Raw genomic sequence first — 19,762 nt, forward strand, 5'->3', positions numbered from 1 at the left:
CGCCGGCTCACACCCGCAAGAACGGCGGGTAGCGCAGGTGGCGGCGCGCGACTTCGACGAACTGGGCGTCGCGCTTGGCCGCCCAGACGGCCGCGGCATGGCCGATGGCCCAGAGGACCAGCCCCGCGATCCAGAGCCGCAGGCCCAGGCCGACGGCCGCGGCCAGGGTGGCGTTGGCGATGGCGACGGCGCGGGGCGCCCCGCCGAGCAGGATCGGCTCGACGAGCGCGCGATGCACCGGGGCGGTGAAGGCGGCGACGGGGTCGTCCATCAGACCAGCGCCCCGCCGCCAAACGAGAAGAAGCTGAGGAAGAAGCTCGAGGCCGCGAAGGCGATGGAGAGGCCGAAGACGATCTGGATCAGCCGCCGAAACCCGCCATTGGTGTCCCCGAAGGCGAGCGTCAAGCCGGTGACGATGATGATGATCACCGCGATGATCTTGGCCACCGGCCCCTCGATGGACTGCAGGATCGACTGCAGCGGGGCTTCCCACGGCATGGACGATCCGGCCGCATGCGCGGGCGCGGCGTAGAGCAGGCCTGCCGCAATGATGCCGACATGGCCCAGCCGATGGAGCACCGTGTCGCCGAGCAGCCGGCGCTTGGTGGAGGTCATGAAAGGTCTCCTGTTGAGATGAGGGCGTAGTCGCCGGCCGGGCCGAGGCCCTCGACGCGGGCGAGTTCGGTGAGGCGCCGCTCGGCGCCGCGGCCGGCCAGGACGGCGACCAGATCGATGGTCTCGGCGATCAGGGCGCGCGGGACGGTGACGACCGCTTCCTGGATGAGCTGTTCCAGCCGGTGCAGCGCCCCGAGCGCCGATCCGGCGTGGATGGTGCCGACCCCGCCCGGGTGGCCGGTGCCCCAGGCCTTGATGAGATCGAGCGCCTCGGCGCCGCGCACCTCGCCGATCGGGATACGGTCGGGGCGCAGGCGCAGGGATGAGCGGACGAGATCGGCCAGGGTGGCGACGCCGTCCTGGGTGCGCAGCGCCACGAGGTTGGGTGCGGCGCATTGGAGCTCGCGCGTGTCCTCGATCAGGACCACGCGGTCGCCGGTCTTGGCGACCTCGGCGAGCAGGGCGTTGACCAGGGTGGTCTTGCCGGTCGAGGTGCCGCCGGCCACCAGGATGTTGCGGCGCTCGGTGACGGCTTGACGAAGCGAGTCCGCTTCGGCTCGGGTCATGACGCCGGCGTCCGCATAGTCATCGAGCGTGAAAACGGCGACGGCAGGCTTGCGGATGGCGAAGGCGGGGCCCAAGGCGACAGGCGGGATCAGGCCCTCGAACCGTTCGCCGGTTTCGGGGAGTTCGGCCGAGACGCGCGGCGCGCCGGCGTGGATCTCGGCGCCGACATGGTGGGCGACGAGACGGATGATCCGCTCGCCATCGGCGGCGCAGAGAACCTGGCCGGAGTCGATCAGCCCCTCGCCCAGGCGGTCGACCCACAGGCGGCCGTCGGGGTTGAGCATCACCTCGACGACAGCCGGGTCATCGAGCCAGGCGGCGATGGCCGCCCCGAGCGCGGTGCGCAGCATCCGGGCGCCGCGGATCACAGCTTCGGAGCGGAGCGGATGGATCGCCACGTCGGGCCCCTCGTTGAGGCCGGCCGGGATGCGGCCGGTGAACGGGGGTGATTAGAAGGGGCGGGAGACGGGCCGGAACAACAAGGATTTTGCGCCGTCGTAAGCTGGCGTGCAGCGACAGGCGGATGGCGGGATGGGCCCGATCCGACCGGAGTCAGGCCGGGTCCGCGTCCGCGTCATCCGCCTGGGCCGCGACGTCCTCGGAGAGCTCGCGGGCAAGGCTGGCGCCTTTAGCCATGCGCCGGCCCAGCGCCTCGACGAACCCCGCATAGCGCTCGCGGCCCTTGGCCTGGGCCGCGGCCAGGGCGCCGTCCGGCAGGGGCGGCGTGCTGGTCAGCCAGAAGCGCACGAAGAGCGCCAGCGCTTCGTTGGAGATCTCGACATGGTGTTCGAGCCGGTCGGCCTGCCGGCTCAGGCGGTCGAGCCGCCGGCTGAGCGCGGCTTCGAGGCGATCGGCGCCGTCGGGCGACAGGAAGGAGGCGAGCGCGGTCTCGACCACCAGGGCCTGCGAGACCCGTTTGCGGATAGCGTACTCGGCGAGCTGGCCCGCGAGCTTGGGCGGCAGCCGGAAGGTGTGTTTGGTCCGCATGACCGCGCTCAAAGCTCCAGGCCGTCGCCGGGATCGAGCGAGGCCTGACGGGCGAGGCCGCGCATGCGCTCCTGAAGCGCGCGAAGCCGCACCCCTTCGTCGTCGCCGTCCTGGTCGTCGAACCCGAACTCGGGACGGCTCAGCGGCGGAGCGATGATCTCCTCGTGCTCGGGTAGGTCCGGCTCACGGCGAACCCCCGCGTTCGCCGGATCGCCGTCGACCTGCTCCGCGGATCCAGCCGTCGGTGCGGGCGGCGGCGGAGTGGGTTCGGACATGACTGCCAGGCCGCTCCAGTCATCGGACGGCGGTGATGAAGATGATCGCGATACGGGCGGCGGAAGGATGCGCTCGGCGAGCCGCCGGTCCTCGAAATAGCGCGCCTTCTTCGCCCGGATCGGATGGATGCCGGAGACCATGACGATCTCGTCAGTGGGCGGGAGCTGCATGATCTCGCCGGGCGTCAGCAGGGCTCGGGCGGTCTCGGCACGCGACACCATCAGGTGGCCGAGCCAGGGCGATAGCCGGTGGCCGGCATAGTTCTTCATCGCCCGCATCTCGGTGGCCGTGCCGAGCGCATCGGACACCCGTTTGGCCGTGCGCTCGTCGTTGGTCGCGAAGCTCACCCGCACATGGCAGTTGTCGAGAATCGCATTGTTCGCGCCATAGGCCTTCTCGATCTGGTTCAGCGACTGGGCGATCAGGAAGGCCTTCAGGCCATAGCCGGCCATAAAGGCGAGCGCGCTTTCGAAGAAATCCAACCGGCCGAGCGCGGGAAACTCGTCGAGCATCAGCAAAACGCGCTGGCGCCGGGTCTTGGGCGCCAGTTCCTCGGTCAGCCGCCGGCCGATCTGGTTGAGCACCAGCCGGATCAGCGGCTTGGTGCGGCTGATGTCGGAGGGCGGGATGACGAGGTAGAGGGTGCAGGGCCGGCCGGCTTCGACGAGGTCGGCGATCCGCCAGTCGCACCGGCGCGTGACCTGCGCCACCACCGGGTCGCGATAGAGGCCAAGGAACGACATGGCCGTGCTCAGCACGCCCGAGCGCTCGTTCTCGCTCTTGTTCAACAGTTCCCGCGCCGCCGACGCCACAACCGGATGGGGACCCGTCTCGCCAAGGTGCGGCGTGCGCATCATTGCGCTCAGGGTCGCCTCGATCGGCCGCTTCGGGTCCGACAGGAACGCCGCGACGCCGGCCAGGGTCTTGTCCGGTTCCGCGTAGAGGACGTGCAGGATGGCGCCGACCAGCAGCGAGTGGCTGGTCTTTTCCCAGTGGTTGCGCTTGTCGAGCGAACCCTCCGGATCGACCAGCACGTCGGCGACGTTCTGGACGTCGCGCACCTCCCATTCGCCGCGGCGGACCTCGAGCAGAGGGTTGTAGGCGGCCGAGTTCCGATTGGTCGGATCGAACAGCAGCACGCGGCCGACGCGCGCGCGGAAGCCGGCGGTGAGACCCCAATTCTCCCCCTTAATGTCGTGGACGATCGCTGATCCTGGCCAGGTCAGCAGCGACGGGACGACCAGGCCCACCCCCTTGCCCGATCGGGTCGGGGCGAAACACAGCACATGCTCGGGTCCGTCGTGGCGCAAATAGGCGCGGCCAAGCCTGCCCAGCACCACGCCGTCGGGCCCCAGCAGGCCCGCGGCCCCGACTTCCCCCGGGCTCGCCCAACGCGCCGATCCGTAGGTCGCGACCTCCTTGGCCTCCCGCGCGCGCCAGACCGACATTGCGACGGCGACCACGATGGCAAGGAGACCGCCGGAGGCGGCGACAAACGCCCCGCGCGCGAAGATCCGCGGCGCATAGGCGTCGTAGGCGAACCACCACCAGAAGAAGGCGGGCGGCGGATAGAGGCGGTAGCCGTGGATCGTCAGCCAGGGTGGTCCGAGCTGGGGCTGGTGGCCCAACTGCGCCGCCGTCCATTGCGTGGCGCCCCAGGTGGTCAGGACTACGATCCCGAGAACGATAAGGACCTGGCCCCAGAGGATCTTCGTCGCCGGCATGCGAAATCCCTTCCGTCCAAGCGCCAAACTCGGGGTCGGACCCGGCGACCGGCAAGGGCGGGACGCTGGCCGTCGCGGTATCGGCAGCCATAGCGCGCAACGACAGGCGCAGGTGTTTGGAGGACGTCCGCGTCGCTCGTGAAACGCCAACGCATGTCGCTCGTGATGCGCGGACCTCGGTGTCATGCCAGGGGTAGCCATCATGCCGATGGAGCGAGGGCGATCATCATGAGGTCCTGGCGGCGCCGGCTTTCGATTTCGGCGATGTAGCGGGCGAACTCGCCCGCCACGTCACGCGGCGCTCATGACCATCAAAATTCGATCCCATGATGGATCTGACATAATAGTTAATGTTTTCAATTAATTACCCTGGAAGGCGCGCGCGGATAGCACACGAACGTTCGCGTTCACGTTCGTTTTCGTTCCGGCGATTTCGGTCGATCCAGCCAGCTGAGCTGACCGGCAGGGCGACGCCAGCGTCGCGAGCGCGATCCACTAGCCGCGCCGCTCGCGCACGTGTTGGCTGATGGTCGTCTGGGTGGCCTCCACGGCCCGCGCCGCGGCGTCGACGCTGAGAGCACGCTAGGGCGAGCCCGCGCGCCGCCATTGGGACCACGGCGCTGCGGCGATGGGCTCGTCCGCCTATCGACAGCAGCAGTTCGTGGCTAAACCGTCCAGCGAACTCACCCGCGGCACGAACACCCTGTGGGACGGTCTGGGGACTGAGAGGCGTCGGTCAGTCCAAGGTCTTCAGCAGCGCCTTGCAGCGGTCCTTCAGCGCGCTCGGTGGGGGGCGCGTGGCCAGCCAGTCGCCAAAGGCGACGATCCTGGCTTCGTCCGGCTTCGACCAGCCTTCCGTGCGCGCCAGGTCGGCGAAGATCGCCCGGGCCCTGGCGTGGGGATCGGGTGCGCTCGTCAGGGTGCGGACCATGGCCTTGGCGTTGGCCAGGGCCGTGAGGCGGCTGTTGGTCATTGGCGTCTCGAGGTTAGTCGGCCTCACTGGCCAGTTTCGGGCCCGATGTCAAAGATGCGCCACGGCGGCGTCGCAGGAGCGAGAGGCCTGCCAGACCGGCCAGTCCCAATCCGACCAGGAGGATGTTGCGGGCGCCATGGTGCGGCCGCACGGCGAAGCGGTGGAACAGGCGCTCGTCGGCCGCCCACCAGGCGCCGGAGGGTTTGTGGAAACCGTGGCGCGCAAAGGAGGCCGCGGCGGATCTTCCGAGGTCGGCGGCGTCGGAGGCGCTGCGAGCACTGGCCACCACCTCTGTCAGCGGCTTGGTCGCCTTGGGATCGGCGGCGAGATCCCATGTCTCGCGCACCAGGCTGTAGCCCAGGCCCAAGGCATGATGCGCCGGGATCGCGGGCCCATGGCGCAGGAAGCGGTCGATCTGCGCCATGGGCGCCTTGAGTCTCCTCGAGTTGATCCTGGTCTAGCTCGTATCGCCTCGACCCGTCATGCGCGTCGCGATAGGTCCCAGGTTCAACGCGTGAGCACCCTATATGGCCTTCATCGACATCTCCGGCGCGTCCGGCGCCAACTATCGCTTTCGGCGCTGGCCGGACGGAACCGGCCATCTCCCCGTCGCCGGCAATTTCGTCGTGGTGCTGGAAGGGGCGTTCCCTGTCGAGGTCGTGGTGATCGGCATGACCAACGACCTGTCGCAGGCGCGTTCGGGGACCAAGACCAACGGGGAGGCCCGCGTCTACACCCGACTGAACGTGGCGCGAGCGACCCGCGAGGCGGAGCACGCCGACCTGGTGGCGCGCTGGCCCAAGGCTCGGGTCGTTGAGGAGGAGGGCTGAGGGCAGGTATGAGACGTGTCCACTCGGCCGACCCTAGGTCCGGGCCGACCCCTTTCACGCGGGCGACATTCCCGCGACGCCACAGCGCAGCCTCCCATTGCTGTTGTTGGACGCCTCACGGCCCGGGCGACGGCGTCACCGAGGGCTGCAGCGCGCTTCAACATCTGCTCCGCCCTGAGCCGGACCGGCGGATCGACCATCTCGCCCGCGATCTTGCCGACCCTGCCGTCCGTGCTGACGATGCGGCGCGCCCAGGCGATGTCATCCGCCGACGGGGCGAAGCCCTCGCGGACGAACGCCACCTGGCTGGGGTGGACGCATAGCTTGCCGCCGAAGCCCAGTTCCACGGCGTGGCACGCGTCATGTCGCGCCAACGCGCCATCGTCCAAGGCGAGGGTGACGCCATCGAGGGGCGGGGCTATCCCCGCCAGGCGGGAGGCCAGCACGATCTCGCAGCTGGCCGCGAGCAGGGCCGTCTGGGTGTGCGCGCAGCCCAAGTCGGCGCAATAGTCGATCGAGCCGAACGCCAACCTAGACGTTCAGTCCGAGTGAGGCGGACGGCGACGGGCCCGCGAGTAGCAGCCCCCCGCATTAACCCGGTCTGCTCTCCCAAGTCAGGGTTCCAACTCCAGCAGTTCGATCGCCGCAGGCGACAGCGCCGCCCACATCCCTTCGCGCACGCGCTCACCGACGCGACAACGCCAGCGATCATCCAGTCCATGGACGAAGTTGACCCGCAACTCGGCTGGCTTGAGATCCAGCTTCGAATTCAATGACGGATAAAGCGGCGCAAGAGCTGACAGCATGTCTCGCCAGACCAGCTGGAGGTCCGTCCGTACGAGTCGCGACTGGATCCAGCGAACACGTAGATGGCCGGTGTTTGCTGCAGCGATCCATCCTTCGAGCCATGGGATAAAGAAATGTCGATAGGTATCGAAGACGTTTGCCGTCCATTGGGCGTCGTCGATCGGCTGATCAAACCTGCTGGTCCCGAAATCGACCACCGAGGCGGCGGCCGCTCTCGGATCGCGCACCAGCACGAACACTTCGCTCACGCCACAGCTCCTAAGGGTCGCCAGGTTCTCCGGCGTGGCGCCGAAGTGGTCGTGGAGCACGGCGCCGCCCGGGCTGGCGCTGTTGAGCCAGCTTGGCGCCAACATGCAGTGCGGGAAGTGGCCGAGACTCACTCGGAGCACCGGCATATCCAGGCTCCGCGCCAGGGACTGCGTGAGGCTCGTGCTCGCGGCGCGCGGCATGGAGGCGATCAGGAACGCCGGCACGCCTCGGGCTCGCGCCGCCTCGCGATGCTCAAACAGGCCGAGCGAACGGGCGACGTGGTCTGGATACAACAGGTCCCCGCCGTCCGCTGGCAGTGTGCCGGACCGCTCGATGCAATCGACCATCTCCATTGATCGTCCAAGATGGGCGTACGTCTGGGCGAGGTGGAAGGCGAGCGCCTCGGCGAAATAGGACTCGTTCATCAACCCAGGCCGCAGGCCGATCGCCGCCAACAGGGCCGCAACGCCGGCCGCGGCGCCGCCTTCTGCGGCGAGTGCGGCCGCAAGTGCGCCCTCAAGGCGCGCTCGCTCACGCACCGCGACGTCGGGATCTGCCACCCCAGAGTCGAAAGCGAGTTCCAGCATCCGTGGTTCCCCCAGTGCGTTTCAGCCCGGCCGACGCCCCAGGCGGACGCATGCGGCCACTGACTTCACCAGCAGCCGGCCGAGCAGAGATTCGATGCTTGCCTAACGCATGGCCCAAGCCGTCTGCTCCCTTCGTCCATCGCGGAGAGGGTTTTTGCAGTCTTCAGCGCCGTCGGTTGGAGAACCTTGGCAATCTTGCCTAGTTCTTCTTCTGGCACGCCAGAGCGATCAGGTAATGGGCCATCTTGTGATACCCGGTGTGGACCAGTTCGTCGTTCATGGAGAACATGAACACGTTGTGGAAGTACGCCTTCATCAGGGCCTCCAAGTCCGGACCACTCTTGCAGTTTATATGCCCAAGCCTGCTGGGCTCAGAGGCGTACGCCTGACTCTCCAACGAGGGCATGCCTATGATCACGGCGCCATCGTCGGTTAGGGCCCGAACCACCTTCTGCAGGACGATCTGTTCTTGAGCCGAGTCGATGTGTTCGAGCATGTCGAGCGAGTAGATGCCGTCGTACCTGCCGGGAAACTCGTCCTTCAGCACGTCGACAACGACCGCATCGTAGGGCCAGCGGTCGCGGACCCGTGACTTCGCATCTGCGATAAAGAGAGGATCGAAGTCCGTAATCGTCAGATTCTCAACCGCTTGGCGAACGATCGGAGCATTGAAGCCGTCTCCGCACCCGACCTCGAGAACGTTTCGTCGCCCCGTGAACATCTTTGCAACGAACTTGTAACGCGACATCGAGAAGAGGATGCGCTTGGGATCGTCGTACCACTCCCAGTTCTTCAGGACGCCGAATCGCGTTTCTCCGATCTGCTCCTGCACAGTGTATCCGGGCCGGTTGGCAGGATCCTTGGGGACGTCTGCAGACATATTGGGCCTCGGTTCGGCGTGCTTGACGGGTAGTCTGTTCCAAGCTTTGGCGAGGAGGTCAAGACGAGCGGGAGGGCCGCGCGTCGCTCGCATGAACCGCGCAGCGCACCGACGGTCTTGCCTAAGCCCGACTCACCTAGTCTAAGCTGCGGACACGCCGCGCGACCGCCTCGGCCTCTCCGAACCTGCGCATAGAAACGAGTAGCTTGCTTTGCCTCCTGCCCCCAGCGGTGATGACGACTCCGCCCTGTCTCCGCGCGGGCGCACCGCTTTCGTCTCGGGTAATTTCAGCGTGTTGCATCCGGGCCATTTCCGGCTGCTGAAGTTCGCTGCGGAGAGCGCCGACAGGCTCGTCGTCGGGGTCAATCCGGATGGAACGCCGGGGGCGATCGGAGCCCAGGAAGACCGGCTCGCGGCGGTGCGCTCGCTGGACATGGTCGACGAAGCTTTCATCCTTGAAAGCTCGCTACAGGAGGTTCTGGAACGGCTCAAACCTGAGGTCGTGATCAAGGGCAAGGAGCATGAGAACCGCCTGAATGTCGAGAATGCGGTGGTCGAGCGCTATGGTGGAAAGATCCTGTTCAGTTCAGGCGAGGTGCGCCTGTCGCCTCAGGCGCTACTGCGTGGATCGGAGGCGGGCTTCTCCACCATTCGAAAGCCGGACGATTTTCCCAAGCGGCACAGGTTCGACCTCAGTGACCTGAAGGCGGCGCTTGGAGCCCTCGAGGGCATCCGGGTGGTGGTCGTCGGCGACCTCATCGTCGACACCTACGTCAACTGCGATCCGGTCGGCATGTCCCAGGAGGACCCAACTCTTGTAGTGACGCCGGTGGAGGAGACGACTTTTGTAGGCGGCGCCGGCATCGTGGCGGCGCATGCGCGCGGTCTGGGGGCGAAGGTGTCCTTTATCTCGGTCGTCGGTGCGGATGAACAGGGCCGCTTTGCAACACGGTTGCTGGATGACCTCGGCGTGGATACTCATCTGCTCCAAGACGTCACCCGACCCACGACCCACAAGCGACGATATCGGGCCAAGGGAAAGACGCTGCTGCGCGTCAACCACCTGCGCCAGCACCCTGTCGATCAAGAGCTGATCGCGGCCATGATGGAGGCCGTAAGAGAACGCCTCGACGAGGCGGATCTGTTGCTGTTTTCCGATTTCAACTACGGTTGCCTTCCACAGACCCTCGTTGACGCCTTGATCGGTATGGCCCGCGCCCGTGGCGTGGCGATGGCCGCGGACAGCCAAGCCTCCTCCCAACTGGCCGACATTTCGCGCTTCAAGGGAATGGACCTGATCACGCCCACGGAGCGGGAGGCGCGGCTGGCGCTCCAAGACTTCCAATCTGGATTGGCGGTCATTGCCCAGGAGTTGCAGAAGAAGGCGCGGGCCAAGCAGGTAGTGATCACCCTCGCCGAAGAAGGGCTGTTGGCCTACGGGCCCGACGGCGACGAATATCGCGCAGATCTCCTGCCGGCCTTCAACGTCTCGCCCCGGGACGTCGCGGGCGCCGGAGATTCGCTCTTCATAGCCACGGCCCTGAGCCTGCGGGCAGGCGTCAACTTCTGGCAGAGCACCTATCTCGGCGCCCTGGCGGCGGCATGCCAGGTCTCGCGGATCGGCAACTCGCCTCTGACGCGGAACGATCTGGTGGCCGAGATCGAGTGGCTCGACGGTTAGCCGACGCCCCAGGGCTTCCCAGCCTTGGCCTAGGAATCCATCTGAGGACCAAGCTCGATGATGGGAACGAGCTGCGCGGTCCGGTCGACTTCCAGCGATCCGATGGGCTCCCAGGAAGGTCCGGCTACGAACAGGTCGACGACGTCCGAATCGTCTCGGCCGATGGCGAAGACAGCCTCATAGACCAAGGCATCTCCGTCGTGGCGCTTCGCGCGAACCACGCCACGTAGCTTCCCGCCCGTGGGCAGCGGCAGCACGGCTTCCCCCCCCGTGCGGACCCCTTGGTCATCGAATTGGAAGTAGAGCAGCGAGGTCTCGTCCGCCATCAGCACATAGGCTTCATAGGCCGACTCGTGCGAGAGCGCCCGCACAAGCACCGGCTTGCCGGGGCAGGCAAGGGCGGCTTTCCACTCGAACGTGCGCGAACGGGAATCCCAGGCCCCAACGCCCATGTGCAGGGTCGGCTCACACACGGCGACGCCCAGAATATCGTTCATACCCCAGACCGGCAGAACCACGGAGCCGGTGGCGCAGCCCATGGCTTCAAGCCATTCGATCTTCAAAGGGTCGTCCGTCGAGCGGCCGAAGCTGAGTCGGGTATTCCCATCGTCAAAGCAATGGCGGGTCGCAAAATAGGCTGTCGGGCCCCGTTCCCAGACAGCGACCACGACGTCGGCCTCCATCCGAGGCGCGCTCTTCAGGTCGCCTCCGCGCCAGGAGCGGCCCTCAAATCGGCTGAGCACCCGGATGGATCCCTGGTAATGGCTGCGCGGCTCGCGGTCGTAGAGGTAGCAAGACACTAGACCCCGCTCGACGCCGTGCGGAGCCCCGAAACACTGCCCCACGCCCGAATGCCCGGTCTGGGCCGCCCGCTCCTTGGGGACGGCGTACAACAACGTCTCGAAGCGGCTGTAGCCATACTGCCTTAGGTAGAATCTGTAATCTTCGAGATTATCGATAAGAAACTGCGGGTAGTCCCAAAAATGCTCGGGCTCATGATAGATCGCCACCGCGAGCTTCGGTCGGTACTTTCGGATGGTCTTCAAGGCGCCTTCAAGGATGTATCTCTCTCCGCCCTCCACGTCCATTTTCAGGTACTCGAGGCCGGTGAAAACCCCTTCCGCGTCCAGAGAATCGAGCGTTCGAATAGGGAACGTAGACTTCTGAACATCGTCTTTAATTGCGGACTCGCTCGAGCGCACCATCTTCGCGTCGGTGACGGGGAGGTCGATCTCGCCGTTGTAAGATCCAAGAAGAACTCTGTGGTTCTCCATCATTCCTTCGAATGACGTCAGCATCTCAGCGAAGGGACTGGTCCCGTAATCTATCATGCAGTCGAAATTATATATGACCCCTTCGCCATTTAGCTTGCAGATGAAGTATGGAAGCTCCCAGCCTCGACCAACTCCGCAATTTACGATTCGGTCCCCAGGCGCGAATTCGACGATCTCCATGTACTGCTGATCGCCGAAGACTGTCTTCACAAAAGAGGCCAGGATTTCCTCTATGCCCCCAAACAGTATGCGCGCATATGTGGATCGACTGCTATCGTCGGCCAAGTGGGCGAAGACCCTGGTGATCGCGCCGCCATTCGCCTGGAGCAGGCGCCCGTACTCCTGGGTCGACGATCCCCCCAGAGCGGTCAACCGGCCCGCGAACGGACGTCCGGCGAGCCAGCGCTCCAGGAACGGCTTTAGATCGGACAGCGCCTGCTCATCCACCATGCGGCTGCGGAAGACGCGCTGGAGCGAGCCGCCGCATCCCTTGGCGAAGTCCCAGTACCCGCTTGGATCGTAGTCGAAATACAGGAGCACCCGCGCCTGCTCGCCGGAGACGCCGGCGGCGGCCAGCGCCTGGCTGTGGCGCGCCCACACCGGCGCGGCGATGAAGACCGGAAGCGCCGAATCGCGAAGCGACGCCGGATCGCTGTGGACTTCCGCCGGAGCGCCGCGGCAGGCCTCCATCAGCTGATGCATGAACGGGTCGGCTAGCTCGTCCTCAAACAGCGCATAGGGCTGATCGCCCGCGCAATCATCTGCGGAAAAGAGAAAACGACAATCGAAAAATGAAGAGTCCAGCCCAGTCACTTGCACTCTGATCTGTAAAGGATGGTAGTCTCGATAGAAATTCGTGAATTTCGGCCTCTGTTTAGAGCACCGACATGGAGAGTGTGGTAGTTGAAAAGGACGGGTTGGCCGACATCGCCGCAGTATTGTCGAAGGCCGATCTCATGGATGTCAAACTCGGGGACAAATTCCACCTTCCCCTGGCCAGGCTTAACCGTATATGGTCGCGGAGATCGATGGCTGCCCGGCGCCAGTCTGAGTCCGTTCAGTTCGGGCTCCACGCAGATCGGAACCCAGACCTTCGCACGACACATGCCGTCGTCGAGTCGCGTGCCGTAGTGATCCCAAAACCAGGCATCACAGTGAAGCGATCCGACGTCTTCCTGCCGGCCGGGGCGAACCAGACGGAATGTTATCTGCTCGTGCCCCACGTCTTCTTCGTCGGCCAACTGGAACTCGCCGAACAGCTGTCGCACAAACCCGAAGAACGACATGCTTTTGATTTCTTCGACTGAAGATGCAGGGAGAATGCGACCGCGCTTTGATAGCATTCGCGCATGATTGTAGCCCTCGATTTCGTGGAAACGTTCCAGTTCTGTTTGCGACAGCATCTCTACGGCCTGAGGCGAAACCTCCTGGGCCGTCCTCAGCATATGCGCCTTGATCAGCTCCCGCATACGACGCACCTCGGCGGGCTGGAAGCTCGGGCCTTGGCCGAGGCCGAGATCGGCTCCAAAACTCTGTTCGGAACGTGGTCCGTCGAACCAATGTCGCAGCGCATCCCTCCGCGGCAACTCAAGGGGCGGCGTCTCTATGGTCGCGGCGTTCTCCGGGAGTGCGTAGGTCAACGGGGCTCCTTTACGCGGCGAGAGAACCAAACTTGCGTGCCACTTGCAAGCGAGCTCGAGCGTCACCCTTGCGGTCGGTTCAGCCTTTGGTATGGAATGCCGGTCGCGAGGGGGGCGAATGGCTTTCAAACAGGAAACGACGGCCCGCAAAGGCGCCGCAAAGCGGCTGGGGCGACGACCTCCGGTAAAGATACTCGTCGCAGTCTGGGGGGACGACTACATCCGGCGATTTGAGTTGTTGGGACTTGGTTCCGTTCTATCCGAGAACAACCTGCCGGCCCTTGCAAAGGACTGCGACGTTGAGTTCGTCTTTCTGACGAAGGCTCTGGAAGTTGAGAGATTCGAGAGCCTGCCCCTCGTGCTGCAAATCCGCAAGCATGCCAGCATTCGTTACGAGGCGATAGATGACCTCATAGTCCCTGGGCTTTACACGGTCACACTCACGCTGGCGTTCACCCGGGGAATGACAATATTTGGCCCTGATATGACGAATATGTATTTCGTCTACTGGAACGCCGATTTCGTAATCGGCGACGGCTCGTTGACCCACGTGCGGCGATGTATCCAGGAAGGCCAAAAGGTGGTGCTCGCGGGAAGTGTTCGCGTGATCTCCGAGGAGGTCGAACCCATCCTGCGGAGCGCCATCGGGTCGGACGGCGTGCTTCGCGCGCCGCCTCGACAATTGCTGGAACATCTCTTTCGACACCCACACCTGATGCAGGTGGCCAAGACGGTGAACCAGGATTTCTGCTGGGCGAAGTATCCAAATCATCTCTTCTGGGAGGTGGACGAGAAGACGATCGTCGCGCGGTTCTTCCAGATCTTCATGTTCTGTTTGCGACCGACGCGCGCGCTCAGCGTGATCGACGGCTATTGCGACTATAGCTTCGTGCCAGCCTTCTGCCCTGGAGAGCCGATCTATGTGGTCGGCGACAGTGACGAGGTTTGTCTGCTGGAACTGCAGGGACGCTGGCAGGAAGCCTCGGACGTCCACTTCGGTCCAGGACGCGATGAGGCGTGGCTGAATAGCCTGGATGAGTGGTGTACGCCGCAGCACGCCGAAATCGCCAGAGCTCCGATCGTCTATCACGCCGGAGAGCTGCCGCCGACCTTGCCGCTGGTGCTCGAGGACTCGGCGGAATTCGTCGAGGCGTGCCTCCGAAAGATCCGCGAGCCCGCGCCGCACCCGGGGCACTACTACTGGATCTATGGAGTCGCAGCCTGGCGCCTTCGCCGCCCGCCCGAGGCGATCGCGCAGGGCTGGCCCCCGGAACTCAGCCTGCGTCTTCCCGTGCAGACCCTCAAACACCCGAGCTTCGACCATGACAGAAGAGCCAGGGCGCGGCCCTCAGTCTCGGCAATCGTGGGTGCGGCGGGTTGGCTTCGTCGCCGCTGCCTGGGCGAGCCGCCGCAGATCACCCGTTTCCATCCCGATGCGGCGGCGTTGCAGCCGCTGATCGATCAGGCGCGGGGCACGCGCGCGCGCCTTGACGAGAATCCCCAGCACAAGGTGCTGCTCGTGGCCGACCTAGGTCATTGGATAGACGGCGTCCTGACCATCGATCACGAGCGCATATTCCGGACGGAGCCGCTGGTGGCGAGCACGTGGCGGCTCGAGCCGCAGCCGGAGGTGGACGAAGTTGTGATCTACCAACGCGGCGGTCCAGAGGGTGGATTGGAGGCGATCTTGAAGAATGTCGCGCCCGCGCTGAGGGCGGGCGGCCGGCTGAGCGTGCTGTGCCACTATCCTGTGTACGAGGACGTCGATCCAGAATGGATCGGGCGGGATCGACTGAGTTTTGCGGTCGCGCCGCTGGAGGCCAAGCGGGTCTCGCACCATTTCGCCGGCGCCGGTCGCCTGCGCTATGCCCGGAGCCTGGCCCGTTACGCCGAGGCAGTGGAGCGGGGCGGGACGATTTCGCGCATCAAGGCTTCCATCTGGCTCGCCGGCGAGATCGCAGGCGCAGCGCTTCAGCGGCGGAGATCAGGCCGGCATGCGGCCTGGGTGTTCACCGCCCGAGCGTATGACCCGGCCTGACGCTGCTCACCTTCGCGGTCGCATGAAGTTCCGCCCGGGTTGAACCGGGAAGCCGTTGATTGCGAGGGAGCCGAGCATGAGCTCCTCGCCGGGCGTATACAGGTTTGCTTCCAGGAAGACGCGACCTTCGTCGCGGGCAGGGGGTAGCACGAGCCGCGTCGGCCGGTACTCAAAGGCCTGTCGGCCGGGAGCGATCTCGGTGATAAACCGCTCGCCCACATCCAAAGCCTGCGCGTCGTCCTGCGCGTTTGGGATGCGCCGAAGGTTTATCGATCCGTTGAGGCGAACCGGGTGTGAGTTCGCGTTCACCAGTTCGCCCATGATAAGCTCGACGACGCAGCCTCGGAACTGGTTCAGGTGGAAGGCCAGGGCCCGGCGGTTCAGGTAGACGGTCTCGGGCTTGCGTATGATGATGAAGGCGTTTGGCGTGTCCAATGGCTCGAGGTGGTCGTCCAGGTCGATGCCCAGTGTGCTGTGTTGGGATTGCCCGGTTACGGCCGCCCGCGCGAGCTCTGCACGAGGCGATAGCCGCCCGAAGTCGCGGCTGGCGTCCAGCACGTCGACCTGTTCGGCATTGTCGACCACGATCAGCCCTCCCGGGCGCAGCGCTTCATAGGAGGCGAAGAGATCGTGCATCACATTCGGATAGCTGTGGTTGCCATCCACCAGGACGAGGTCGAGCGGCGGGACGTCCAAGCTGGGCACAAAGAAGTCTGAGGAGAACTTCGGCCAAAAGATCGTGATCTCCTGCAGCGATCTTGGCCACCGGGCGATGATCTGAGGCGCACGCTCCTGCCCATAGGGGTCGATCGTGTAGACGCGGCCTCGTCCCGCCTGCAACATCGAGGCGGCTAGCAGCAGGGTCGTACCGGCGAAGCCCGTGCCAATCTCCAACACGCAACGGGCCCTGGCTTCGGAGATCAGCCAGTGCAGCATCGCGCGCTGGGGTGAGGAGATCAGCGAGTCCGGAGGCCAATGCTCGAGCTGGGCAACGAGCGCCCTGTATTCGGCGGTCTCCGAAATGGCGGCCAGGCTGGCGAGCAGGGACGAGCCGCTTCCCACGCCGCGCTCGGGCGGTGGCAAGGCGGGGATCGTCACGTCTTCGGTTTGTGTCTTCTGCTTCCAGCTGAACATGCGCTACCCGAGTTGGTCGCCCGACGTGCAGTGGAGGTGCGCTCCCGGCGAATCAGGAGCGAGAGGAAGTTCTCGTCCGCTTGCACCGGATGAACTGGGAGCCTTCAGATCGCCGGGGCCCCAAACCTGTGAAGCAAGACTTGAACAGAGCGATGTCATCGGGGCGAACGGCCAGCCAAGGGCGCGTTGCAGCTTCGAGATGTCGAGCGACGTGTCAATCGGGCGTTCTTCGCTGAAGGGCAGGTCGCGCAGCCTGCACGGCACGATGTCGGCGTGGGCGCCCGGCGACCTGGCGACCACCTGCGTCAGCAGTAGGCGGAGCAGTGCGAGCCGGGTGAACGCTTCGGGGCCGGCGACGTTGAAGAGCCCGGTTGCGCCGCCCTCCGCCAGGCCGACGGACACGCCGGCGGCATCCTCCGCCGCCAGAGGACAGAGGACCTGGTCCGACGCGCAACGGATCTGCTGGCCGTCCCGGATGTTCCTGATCCATTCCCAAAGGATGTTCTGTGGTTCCTGCCGATCGCTCACGACCTTGGACAGCCGCACGACGAGCCAGGGGTGCGTCTGCCGCGCGAGCCAAGTCTCGACGGCCGCCTTCTGGCGGCCATAGGCCGTAAGCGGAGCCAAGCTGTCGTCTTCTGACCAGAAGCCCCTGCTGCCTGGGAAGACGTAGTCGCTTGAGAAGAAGACCGGTGTCAGCCCCTGTCGGAAGCACTCGCCGGCCACGTCCAGGACGCTATCGATGTTGATCGCCGCCGTTCCATCCCAGTCACGGGCGCACCTTTCAGGATCGATCGCGCCATAGAGGATGAAGACATGGGTAAGGTCGCCCGGCAGTTGCGAAAGCACGTTTGCGAAGCGGTCCTGACCGGCCAGGAAACGGACGCCGCCCGCAATCGGTTGTGAGGCGAACGCGCCGACACCCCGCTCCGGTCCCAGGCGTTCGAGCACACGGCGGCCGACGAAGCCGGAAGCGCCAAGGACCAGCGCTTTCAATCGCGCGCCCTCCGCCTGCCAGACGGCCCGAAGTCAGGGCAAGGCCCTGCACGGCTGTGCCTCATCTGGGCGCCACTTCAATCCCACCGATCGTCAGCTTCATGCCCGACTCGCCGGCGAATACGTGCTGGCCCTTCGACGTCATCCCGACGGTGAAGATCAGCCAGCCGTCGCGGGTGTTGAGCTGGGTCGTGATCTTTTTCCAGTCGCCATCCTGAACAATGGCTGCTGCGGGGAACCTGGTCTCGTCGGTGACCAAGGGACTCGGCTGCGAGGCGTTGCTCTCCAGATCGAAGAGGGCCACGCCATAGTCGGCGGCCCGGGAGGGGGTGACGAGCGTCTTGCCGCGACCTTCGATGATGACCCCGACGCCCGGTGAGGCCTTTACCCAGACCGTCACGCGGTAAGCCCCAGGTCCATAGGACCCGCCGAACCCGACCCGGTGGAGGCTGGCGTCGGCGGTCGGGCTGATCTGGAGCGCGGTCGAGCCGCTCGCGACGCCCTCGCCGTCAGCCAGCCCAGCCATGACGCCTTCGGCGAGGTCCCATTTCAGCGGGGCGGGCAAGCCCATGATCGAGAGTTGCTGCACATCGGCCACCTTTGCCGGAGGCGCCGAAACCGCCTGCGCCGCTCCCTTTTCGGCGCCGTCCTTCGGTGGCGACAAGGGGCCACAGCTCGCCAGTGCGAGAGCCGCTGCGAGAGCGCCCAGCCGCAGTCTAAGAAGGGAGGCCACGCAGAGGATCGAACGCATTGCAGCTGCTCCGAGCGAAGTTATGACAGGTCCGAGCATCTGCCGTAGGTTAAGGCTCCGAAGCGTGTCAAGAACCATGTTTTTTCATGACACGCGCCAGCAAAGAGCGCGCGGCGTTGGGAGGCCTAGGCCTGAGACGGCGTCATATTTCCCCGATCGACTGCAGAAACTTGGTGTAGGTGGCGATTACATCATCGATCGGTCCAATCGCCTTGACTTCACCGGCGTCAATCCAAAGCCCGATGTCGCTGAAGCCGCGTAGAATGTGATCAGAGTGGCTCGCCACTACGCTGATTCCTGAGTGGCTGCAGATCTGCTTCGCCCGCCGAACCGCCTTATCGATGAACTTGTTGTCGCCCGCGCCGATCCCTTCGTCGATCAGCACGATATCAGCCTGATTCGCCGTGGCCATGGCGTAGCTCAACCGGCCAAGCATCCCCGACGAGTAGGTCCGAACCGGAAGCTCCAGATAGGGCCCGAGCTCGCAAAACTCGATGGCGTCGTCGACAGCCCCCTTGAGCGCCGGTCCGTTCAGGCCGTGCAGCCGCGCGATGAGCTTCATGTTCTGCAAGCCGGTCTTGTCCGAATCCAAACCGAAGCCGCCGAGGACACAGCCCACGGAGCCCACGACCCGCCGCTCTCCTGCAGACGGTTGAACGATCCCGGCCATGAGGCGCAGGAGCGTGCTCTTTCCGGAGCCGTTTCGGCCCATCAGGCCCAGGCGCTGGCCATGGCGCAGATGCAGGGAGACGCCGTTCACGGCCAGGACATACTGGGTGGTATTGGAACCGCCGCCGAGCCGGCCGAAGCTCATCGAGCTCGCGGCCGCGGCGAAGGCGGACCGTTGCGCCGCGGAGACAATCACGGGGTACGCGGCTCGCACGTTCCGCAGCTCTAGACACGCCATTGGTGCTCGTCGGCCTTTCGGTGGGGGAAGGGTGGGATCAAAGCCAATAGACGACCTGAGGACGCATCCTCGCATACACGATGAGGCCCGCGGCGAGTGTGACGAGCGCGATGAGCGACGCGGTCACCCACACGTACGGTGCGACGGCCTCTCCGATCAGCGGCGCGCGAACGACCTCGAGCAGATAGTAGAAGGGATTGTACATGACGAGCGGCGACTCGATCTGCTGGCGATCCGGGACCCAGAAGACGGGGGTCAACACGAACATCAGGCCCGCGCCCATGGCCGAGGCCGGTCCAAGGTCTCGGAATCGGGCGCCGAGGGGACCCAAAAGAAGCGCGGCGCCCACGCCGAAGACCATTGTGATCAGCAGGCCCGGCGCGACGCCCACGAGAGCCGCGCCCATGGTCCCCTCGTATGCCGCCACGACGACATACACCACTAGAAGGTGCGCGTAGTTCACGTAGGAGGCTGCGACGGATCTGACGCTGTGGATCGCCATGGGTATGGGATAGGCGTCGATGTAGCCCTTGGCCCTGACCAGGGAATTGCTCCCGTCGACCACCAGAGCGGCAAGCAGCCCCCATGTCGGCAGGCTGGCGGCGAGATAGGTCAGGTAGTGCGGGTTGTTCCCGGCGAATTTCTCTCTCAGCAGATAGAGGCCCGCGATGAAGCCGGCCTGGCCCAGCGTGATCCACAGCGGCCCCAGGATCGTTCGCCGATAGCGTCCGGCGACATCGTCCACGGCGATAATTCCCCAGATCCGCCACGACGTGAGCGCGCGCAATATTTCATGCAGGCTGTTTTGAAGGGTGTGCCGGGCCACGCCAGGTGCTCTCGTGGAAT

At 65.2% G+C, this 19,762-nt stretch carries 20 protein-coding genes; 3 read left to right on the forward strand and 17 right to left on the reverse strand.

The features are described from left to right. Window positions 1-7: 7 nt before the first annotated feature. The 7 genes from ACO06I_RS19600 to ACO06I_RS19630 all read right to left on the reverse strand — a co-directional run bounded on the left by ACO06I_RS19600 (window position 8) and on the right by ACO06I_RS19630 (window position 5,566). Complete coding sequence (locus ACO06I_RS19600) at window positions 8-271, reverse strand: VirB3 family type IV secretion system protein (protein ID WP_421934301.1); 264 nt, start codon at window positions 269-271, stop codon at window positions 8-10. Further along, window positions 271-615, reverse strand: coding sequence for a TrbC/VirB2 family protein (locus tag ACO06I_RS19605; protein ID WP_421934302.1), 345 nt, complete (start codon window positions 613-615; stop codon window positions 271-273). The genes ACO06I_RS19600 and ACO06I_RS19605 overlap by 1 nt, the downstream gene beginning before the upstream one ends. Continuing rightward, window positions 612-1,532: a P-type conjugative transfer ATPase TrbB gene (gene trbB, locus ACO06I_RS19610; protein ID WP_421935106.1), complete on the reverse strand. Its 921-nt coding sequence runs from the start codon at window positions 1,530-1,532 to the stop codon at window positions 612-614. The genes ACO06I_RS19605 and trbB overlap by 4 nt, the downstream gene beginning before the upstream one ends. 202 nt (window positions 1,533-1,734) lie before the next feature. After that, a complete protein-coding gene (locus ACO06I_RS19615) occupies window positions 1,735-2,169 on the reverse strand; it encodes a CopG family transcriptional regulator (RefSeq protein WP_421934303.1) in 435 nt (144 codons plus the stop codon). 8 nt (window positions 2,170-2,177) lie between these two features. Beyond that, the gene (locus ACO06I_RS19620; protein WP_421934304.1) at window positions 2,178-4,169 is read right to left on the reverse strand and encodes a conjugal transfer protein TraG; all 1,992 of its coding nucleotides are present in this window, start codon (window positions 4,167-4,169) and stop codon (window positions 2,178-2,180) included. Between the two features lie 736 nt (window positions 4,170-4,905). Continuing rightward, window positions 4,906-5,142 (reverse strand): hypothetical protein, encoded by a 237-nt coding sequence (locus ACO06I_RS19625; RefSeq protein ID WP_421934305.1) that lies wholly within the window; start codon window positions 5,140-5,142, stop codon window positions 4,906-4,908. Between the two features lie 13 nt (window positions 5,143-5,155). After that, window positions 5,156-5,566: a hypothetical protein gene (locus tag ACO06I_RS19630; RefSeq protein ID WP_421934306.1), complete on the reverse strand. Its 411-nt coding sequence runs from the start codon at window positions 5,564-5,566 to the stop codon at window positions 5,156-5,158. Window positions 5,567-5,669: 103 nt separating this feature from the next. Between ACO06I_RS19630 and ACO06I_RS19635 the strand changes: the two genes are divergently transcribed. After that, window positions 5,670-5,972: a hypothetical protein gene (locus ACO06I_RS19635; protein WP_421934307.1), complete on the forward strand. Its 303-nt coding sequence runs from the start codon at window positions 5,670-5,672 to the stop codon at window positions 5,970-5,972. Here ACO06I_RS19635 and ACO06I_RS19640 read toward each other — a convergent pair. The 3 genes from ACO06I_RS19640 to ACO06I_RS19650 form a co-directional block, all read right to left on the reverse strand. Beyond that, a complete protein-coding gene (locus tag ACO06I_RS19640) occupies window positions 5,873-6,502 on the reverse strand; it encodes an HpcH/HpaI aldolase/citrate lyase family protein (protein WP_421934308.1) in 630 nt (209 codons plus the stop codon). The genes ACO06I_RS19635 and ACO06I_RS19640 overlap by 100 nt on opposite strands. 84 nt (window positions 6,503-6,586) lie before the next feature. After that, window positions 6,587-7,615 carry a hypothetical protein gene (locus ACO06I_RS19645; RefSeq protein ID WP_421934309.1) on the reverse strand — a complete coding sequence of 343 codons (1,029 nt, stop codon included), beginning with the start codon at window positions 7,613-7,615 and terminating at the stop codon, window positions 6,587-6,589. Between the two features lie 199 nt (window positions 7,616-7,814). Further along, window positions 7,815-8,495 carry a class I SAM-dependent methyltransferase gene (locus ACO06I_RS19650; RefSeq protein ID WP_421934310.1) on the reverse strand — a complete coding sequence of 227 codons (681 nt, stop codon included), beginning with the start codon at window positions 8,493-8,495 and terminating at the stop codon, window positions 7,815-7,817. 211 nt (window positions 8,496-8,706) lie between these two features. Here ACO06I_RS19650 and ACO06I_RS19655 point away from each other — a divergent pair, with 211 nt between their 5' ends. Beyond that, complete coding sequence (locus ACO06I_RS19655) at window positions 8,707-10,176, forward strand: PfkB family carbohydrate kinase (protein ID WP_421934311.1); 1,470 nt, start codon at window positions 8,707-8,709, stop codon at window positions 10,174-10,176. Window positions 10,177-10,205: 29 nt separating this feature from the next. Here ACO06I_RS19655 and ACO06I_RS19660 read toward each other — a convergent pair whose 3' ends face one another. Together ACO06I_RS19660 and ACO06I_RS19665 are read right to left on the reverse strand one after the other, a co-directional pair. Further along, window positions 10,206-12,263, reverse strand: coding sequence for an FkbM family methyltransferase (locus ACO06I_RS19660; RefSeq protein WP_421934312.1), 2,058 nt, complete (start codon window positions 12,261-12,263; stop codon window positions 10,206-10,208). After that, window positions 12,260-13,090, reverse strand: coding sequence for a phytanoyl-CoA dioxygenase family protein (locus ACO06I_RS19665; RefSeq protein WP_421934313.1), 831 nt, complete (start codon window positions 13,088-13,090; stop codon window positions 12,260-12,262). The genes ACO06I_RS19660 and ACO06I_RS19665 overlap by 4 nt, the downstream gene beginning before the upstream one ends. 118 nt (window positions 13,091-13,208) lie before the next feature. On the opposite strand from ACO06I_RS19665, the gene ACO06I_RS19670 reads away from it, so the two are divergent. Next, window positions 13,209-15,128 (forward strand): hypothetical protein, encoded by a 1,920-nt coding sequence (locus tag ACO06I_RS19670; protein ID WP_421934314.1) that lies wholly within the window; start codon window positions 13,209-13,211, stop codon window positions 15,126-15,128. 6 nt (window positions 15,129-15,134) lie between these two features. Here ACO06I_RS19670 and ACO06I_RS19675 read toward each other — a convergent pair whose 3' ends face one another. The 5 genes from ACO06I_RS19675 to ACO06I_RS19695 form a co-directional block, all read right to left on the reverse strand. Next, window positions 15,135-16,262, reverse strand: a complete 1,128-nt coding sequence (locus tag ACO06I_RS19675; RefSeq protein WP_421934315.1) for a class I SAM-dependent methyltransferase — start codon at window positions 16,260-16,262, stop codon at window positions 15,135-15,137. A gap of 3 nt (window positions 16,263-16,265) precedes the next feature. After that, window positions 16,266-17,258 (reverse strand): SDR family oxidoreductase, encoded by a 993-nt coding sequence (locus ACO06I_RS19680; RefSeq protein ID WP_421934316.1) that lies wholly within the window; start codon window positions 17,256-17,258, stop codon window positions 16,266-16,268. 61 nt (window positions 17,259-17,319) lie between these two features. Continuing rightward, on the reverse strand, window positions 17,320-18,009 hold the full coding sequence (locus ACO06I_RS19685; RefSeq protein WP_421934317.1) for a hypothetical protein: 690 nt from the start codon (window positions 18,007-18,009) through the stop codon (window positions 17,320-17,322). A 142-nt stretch (window positions 18,010-18,151) separates the two neighbouring features. Further along, window positions 18,152-18,892 (reverse strand): ABC transporter ATP-binding protein, encoded by a 741-nt coding sequence (locus ACO06I_RS19690; RefSeq protein WP_421934318.1) that lies wholly within the window; start codon window positions 18,890-18,892, stop codon window positions 18,152-18,154. Window positions 18,893-18,953: 61 nt separating this feature from the next. Next, the gene (locus ACO06I_RS19695; protein ID WP_421934319.1) at window positions 18,954-19,742 is read right to left on the reverse strand and encodes an ABC transporter permease; all 789 of its coding nucleotides are present in this window, start codon (window positions 19,740-19,742) and stop codon (window positions 18,954-18,956) included. Window positions 19,743-19,762: the final 20 nt, after the last annotated feature.

The sequence above is a fragment of the Phenylobacterium sp. genome, from assembly GCF_965229015.1.
Taxonomy (GTDB): Bacteria; Pseudomonadota; Alphaproteobacteria; order Caulobacterales; family Caulobacteraceae; genus Phenylobacterium.

What these genes read in the sequence shown, in the direction of transcription:
- ACO06I_RS19600 (WP_421934301.1), bottom strand. Translation starts at nt 271, where the DNA reads ATGGACGACCCCGTCGCCGCCTTCACCGCCCCGGTGCATCGCGCGCTC.
- ACO06I_RS19605 (WP_421934302.1), bottom strand. Translation starts at nt 615, where the DNA reads ATGACCTCCACCAAGCGCCGGCTGCTCGGCGACACGGTGCTCCATCGG.
- trbB (WP_421935106.1), bottom strand. Translation starts at nt 1,532, where the DNA reads ATGCTGCGCACCGCGCTCGGGGCGGCCATCGCCGCCTGGCTCGATGAC.
- ACO06I_RS19615 (WP_421934303.1), bottom strand. Translation starts at nt 2,169, where the DNA reads ATGCGGACCAAACACACCTTCCGGCTGCCGCCCAAGCTCGCGGGCCAG.
- ACO06I_RS19620 (WP_421934304.1), bottom strand. Translation starts at nt 4,169, where the DNA reads ATGCCGGCGACGAAGATCCTCTGGGGCCAGGTCCTTATCGTTCTCGGG.
- ACO06I_RS19625 (WP_421934305.1), bottom strand. Translation starts at nt 5,142, where the DNA reads ATGACCAACAGCCGCCTCACGGCCCTGGCCAACGCCAAGGCCATGGTC.
- ACO06I_RS19630 (WP_421934306.1), bottom strand. Translation starts at nt 5,566, where the DNA reads ATGGCGCAGATCGACCGCTTCCTGCGCCATGGGCCCGCGATCCCGGCG.
- ACO06I_RS19635 (WP_421934307.1), top strand. Translation starts at nt 5,670, where the DNA reads ATGGCCTTCATCGACATCTCCGGCGCGTCCGGCGCCAACTATCGCTTT.
- ACO06I_RS19645 (WP_421934309.1), bottom strand. Translation starts at nt 7,615, where the DNA reads ATGCTGGAACTCGCTTTCGACTCTGGGGTGGCAGATCCCGACGTCGCG.
- ACO06I_RS19650 (WP_421934310.1), bottom strand. Translation starts at nt 8,495, where the DNA reads ATGTCTGCAGACGTCCCCAAGGATCCTGCCAACCGGCCCGGATACACT.
- ACO06I_RS19670 (WP_421934314.1), top strand. Translation starts at nt 13,209, where the DNA reads ATGGCTTTCAAACAGGAAACGACGGCCCGCAAAGGCGCCGCAAAGCGG.
- ACO06I_RS19675 (WP_421934315.1), bottom strand. Translation starts at nt 16,262, where the DNA reads ATGTTCAGCTGGAAGCAGAAGACACAAACCGAAGACGTGACGATCCCC.
- ACO06I_RS19685 (WP_421934317.1), bottom strand. Translation starts at nt 18,009, where the DNA reads ATGCGTTCGATCCTCTGCGTGGCCTCCCTTCTTAGACTGCGGCTGGGC.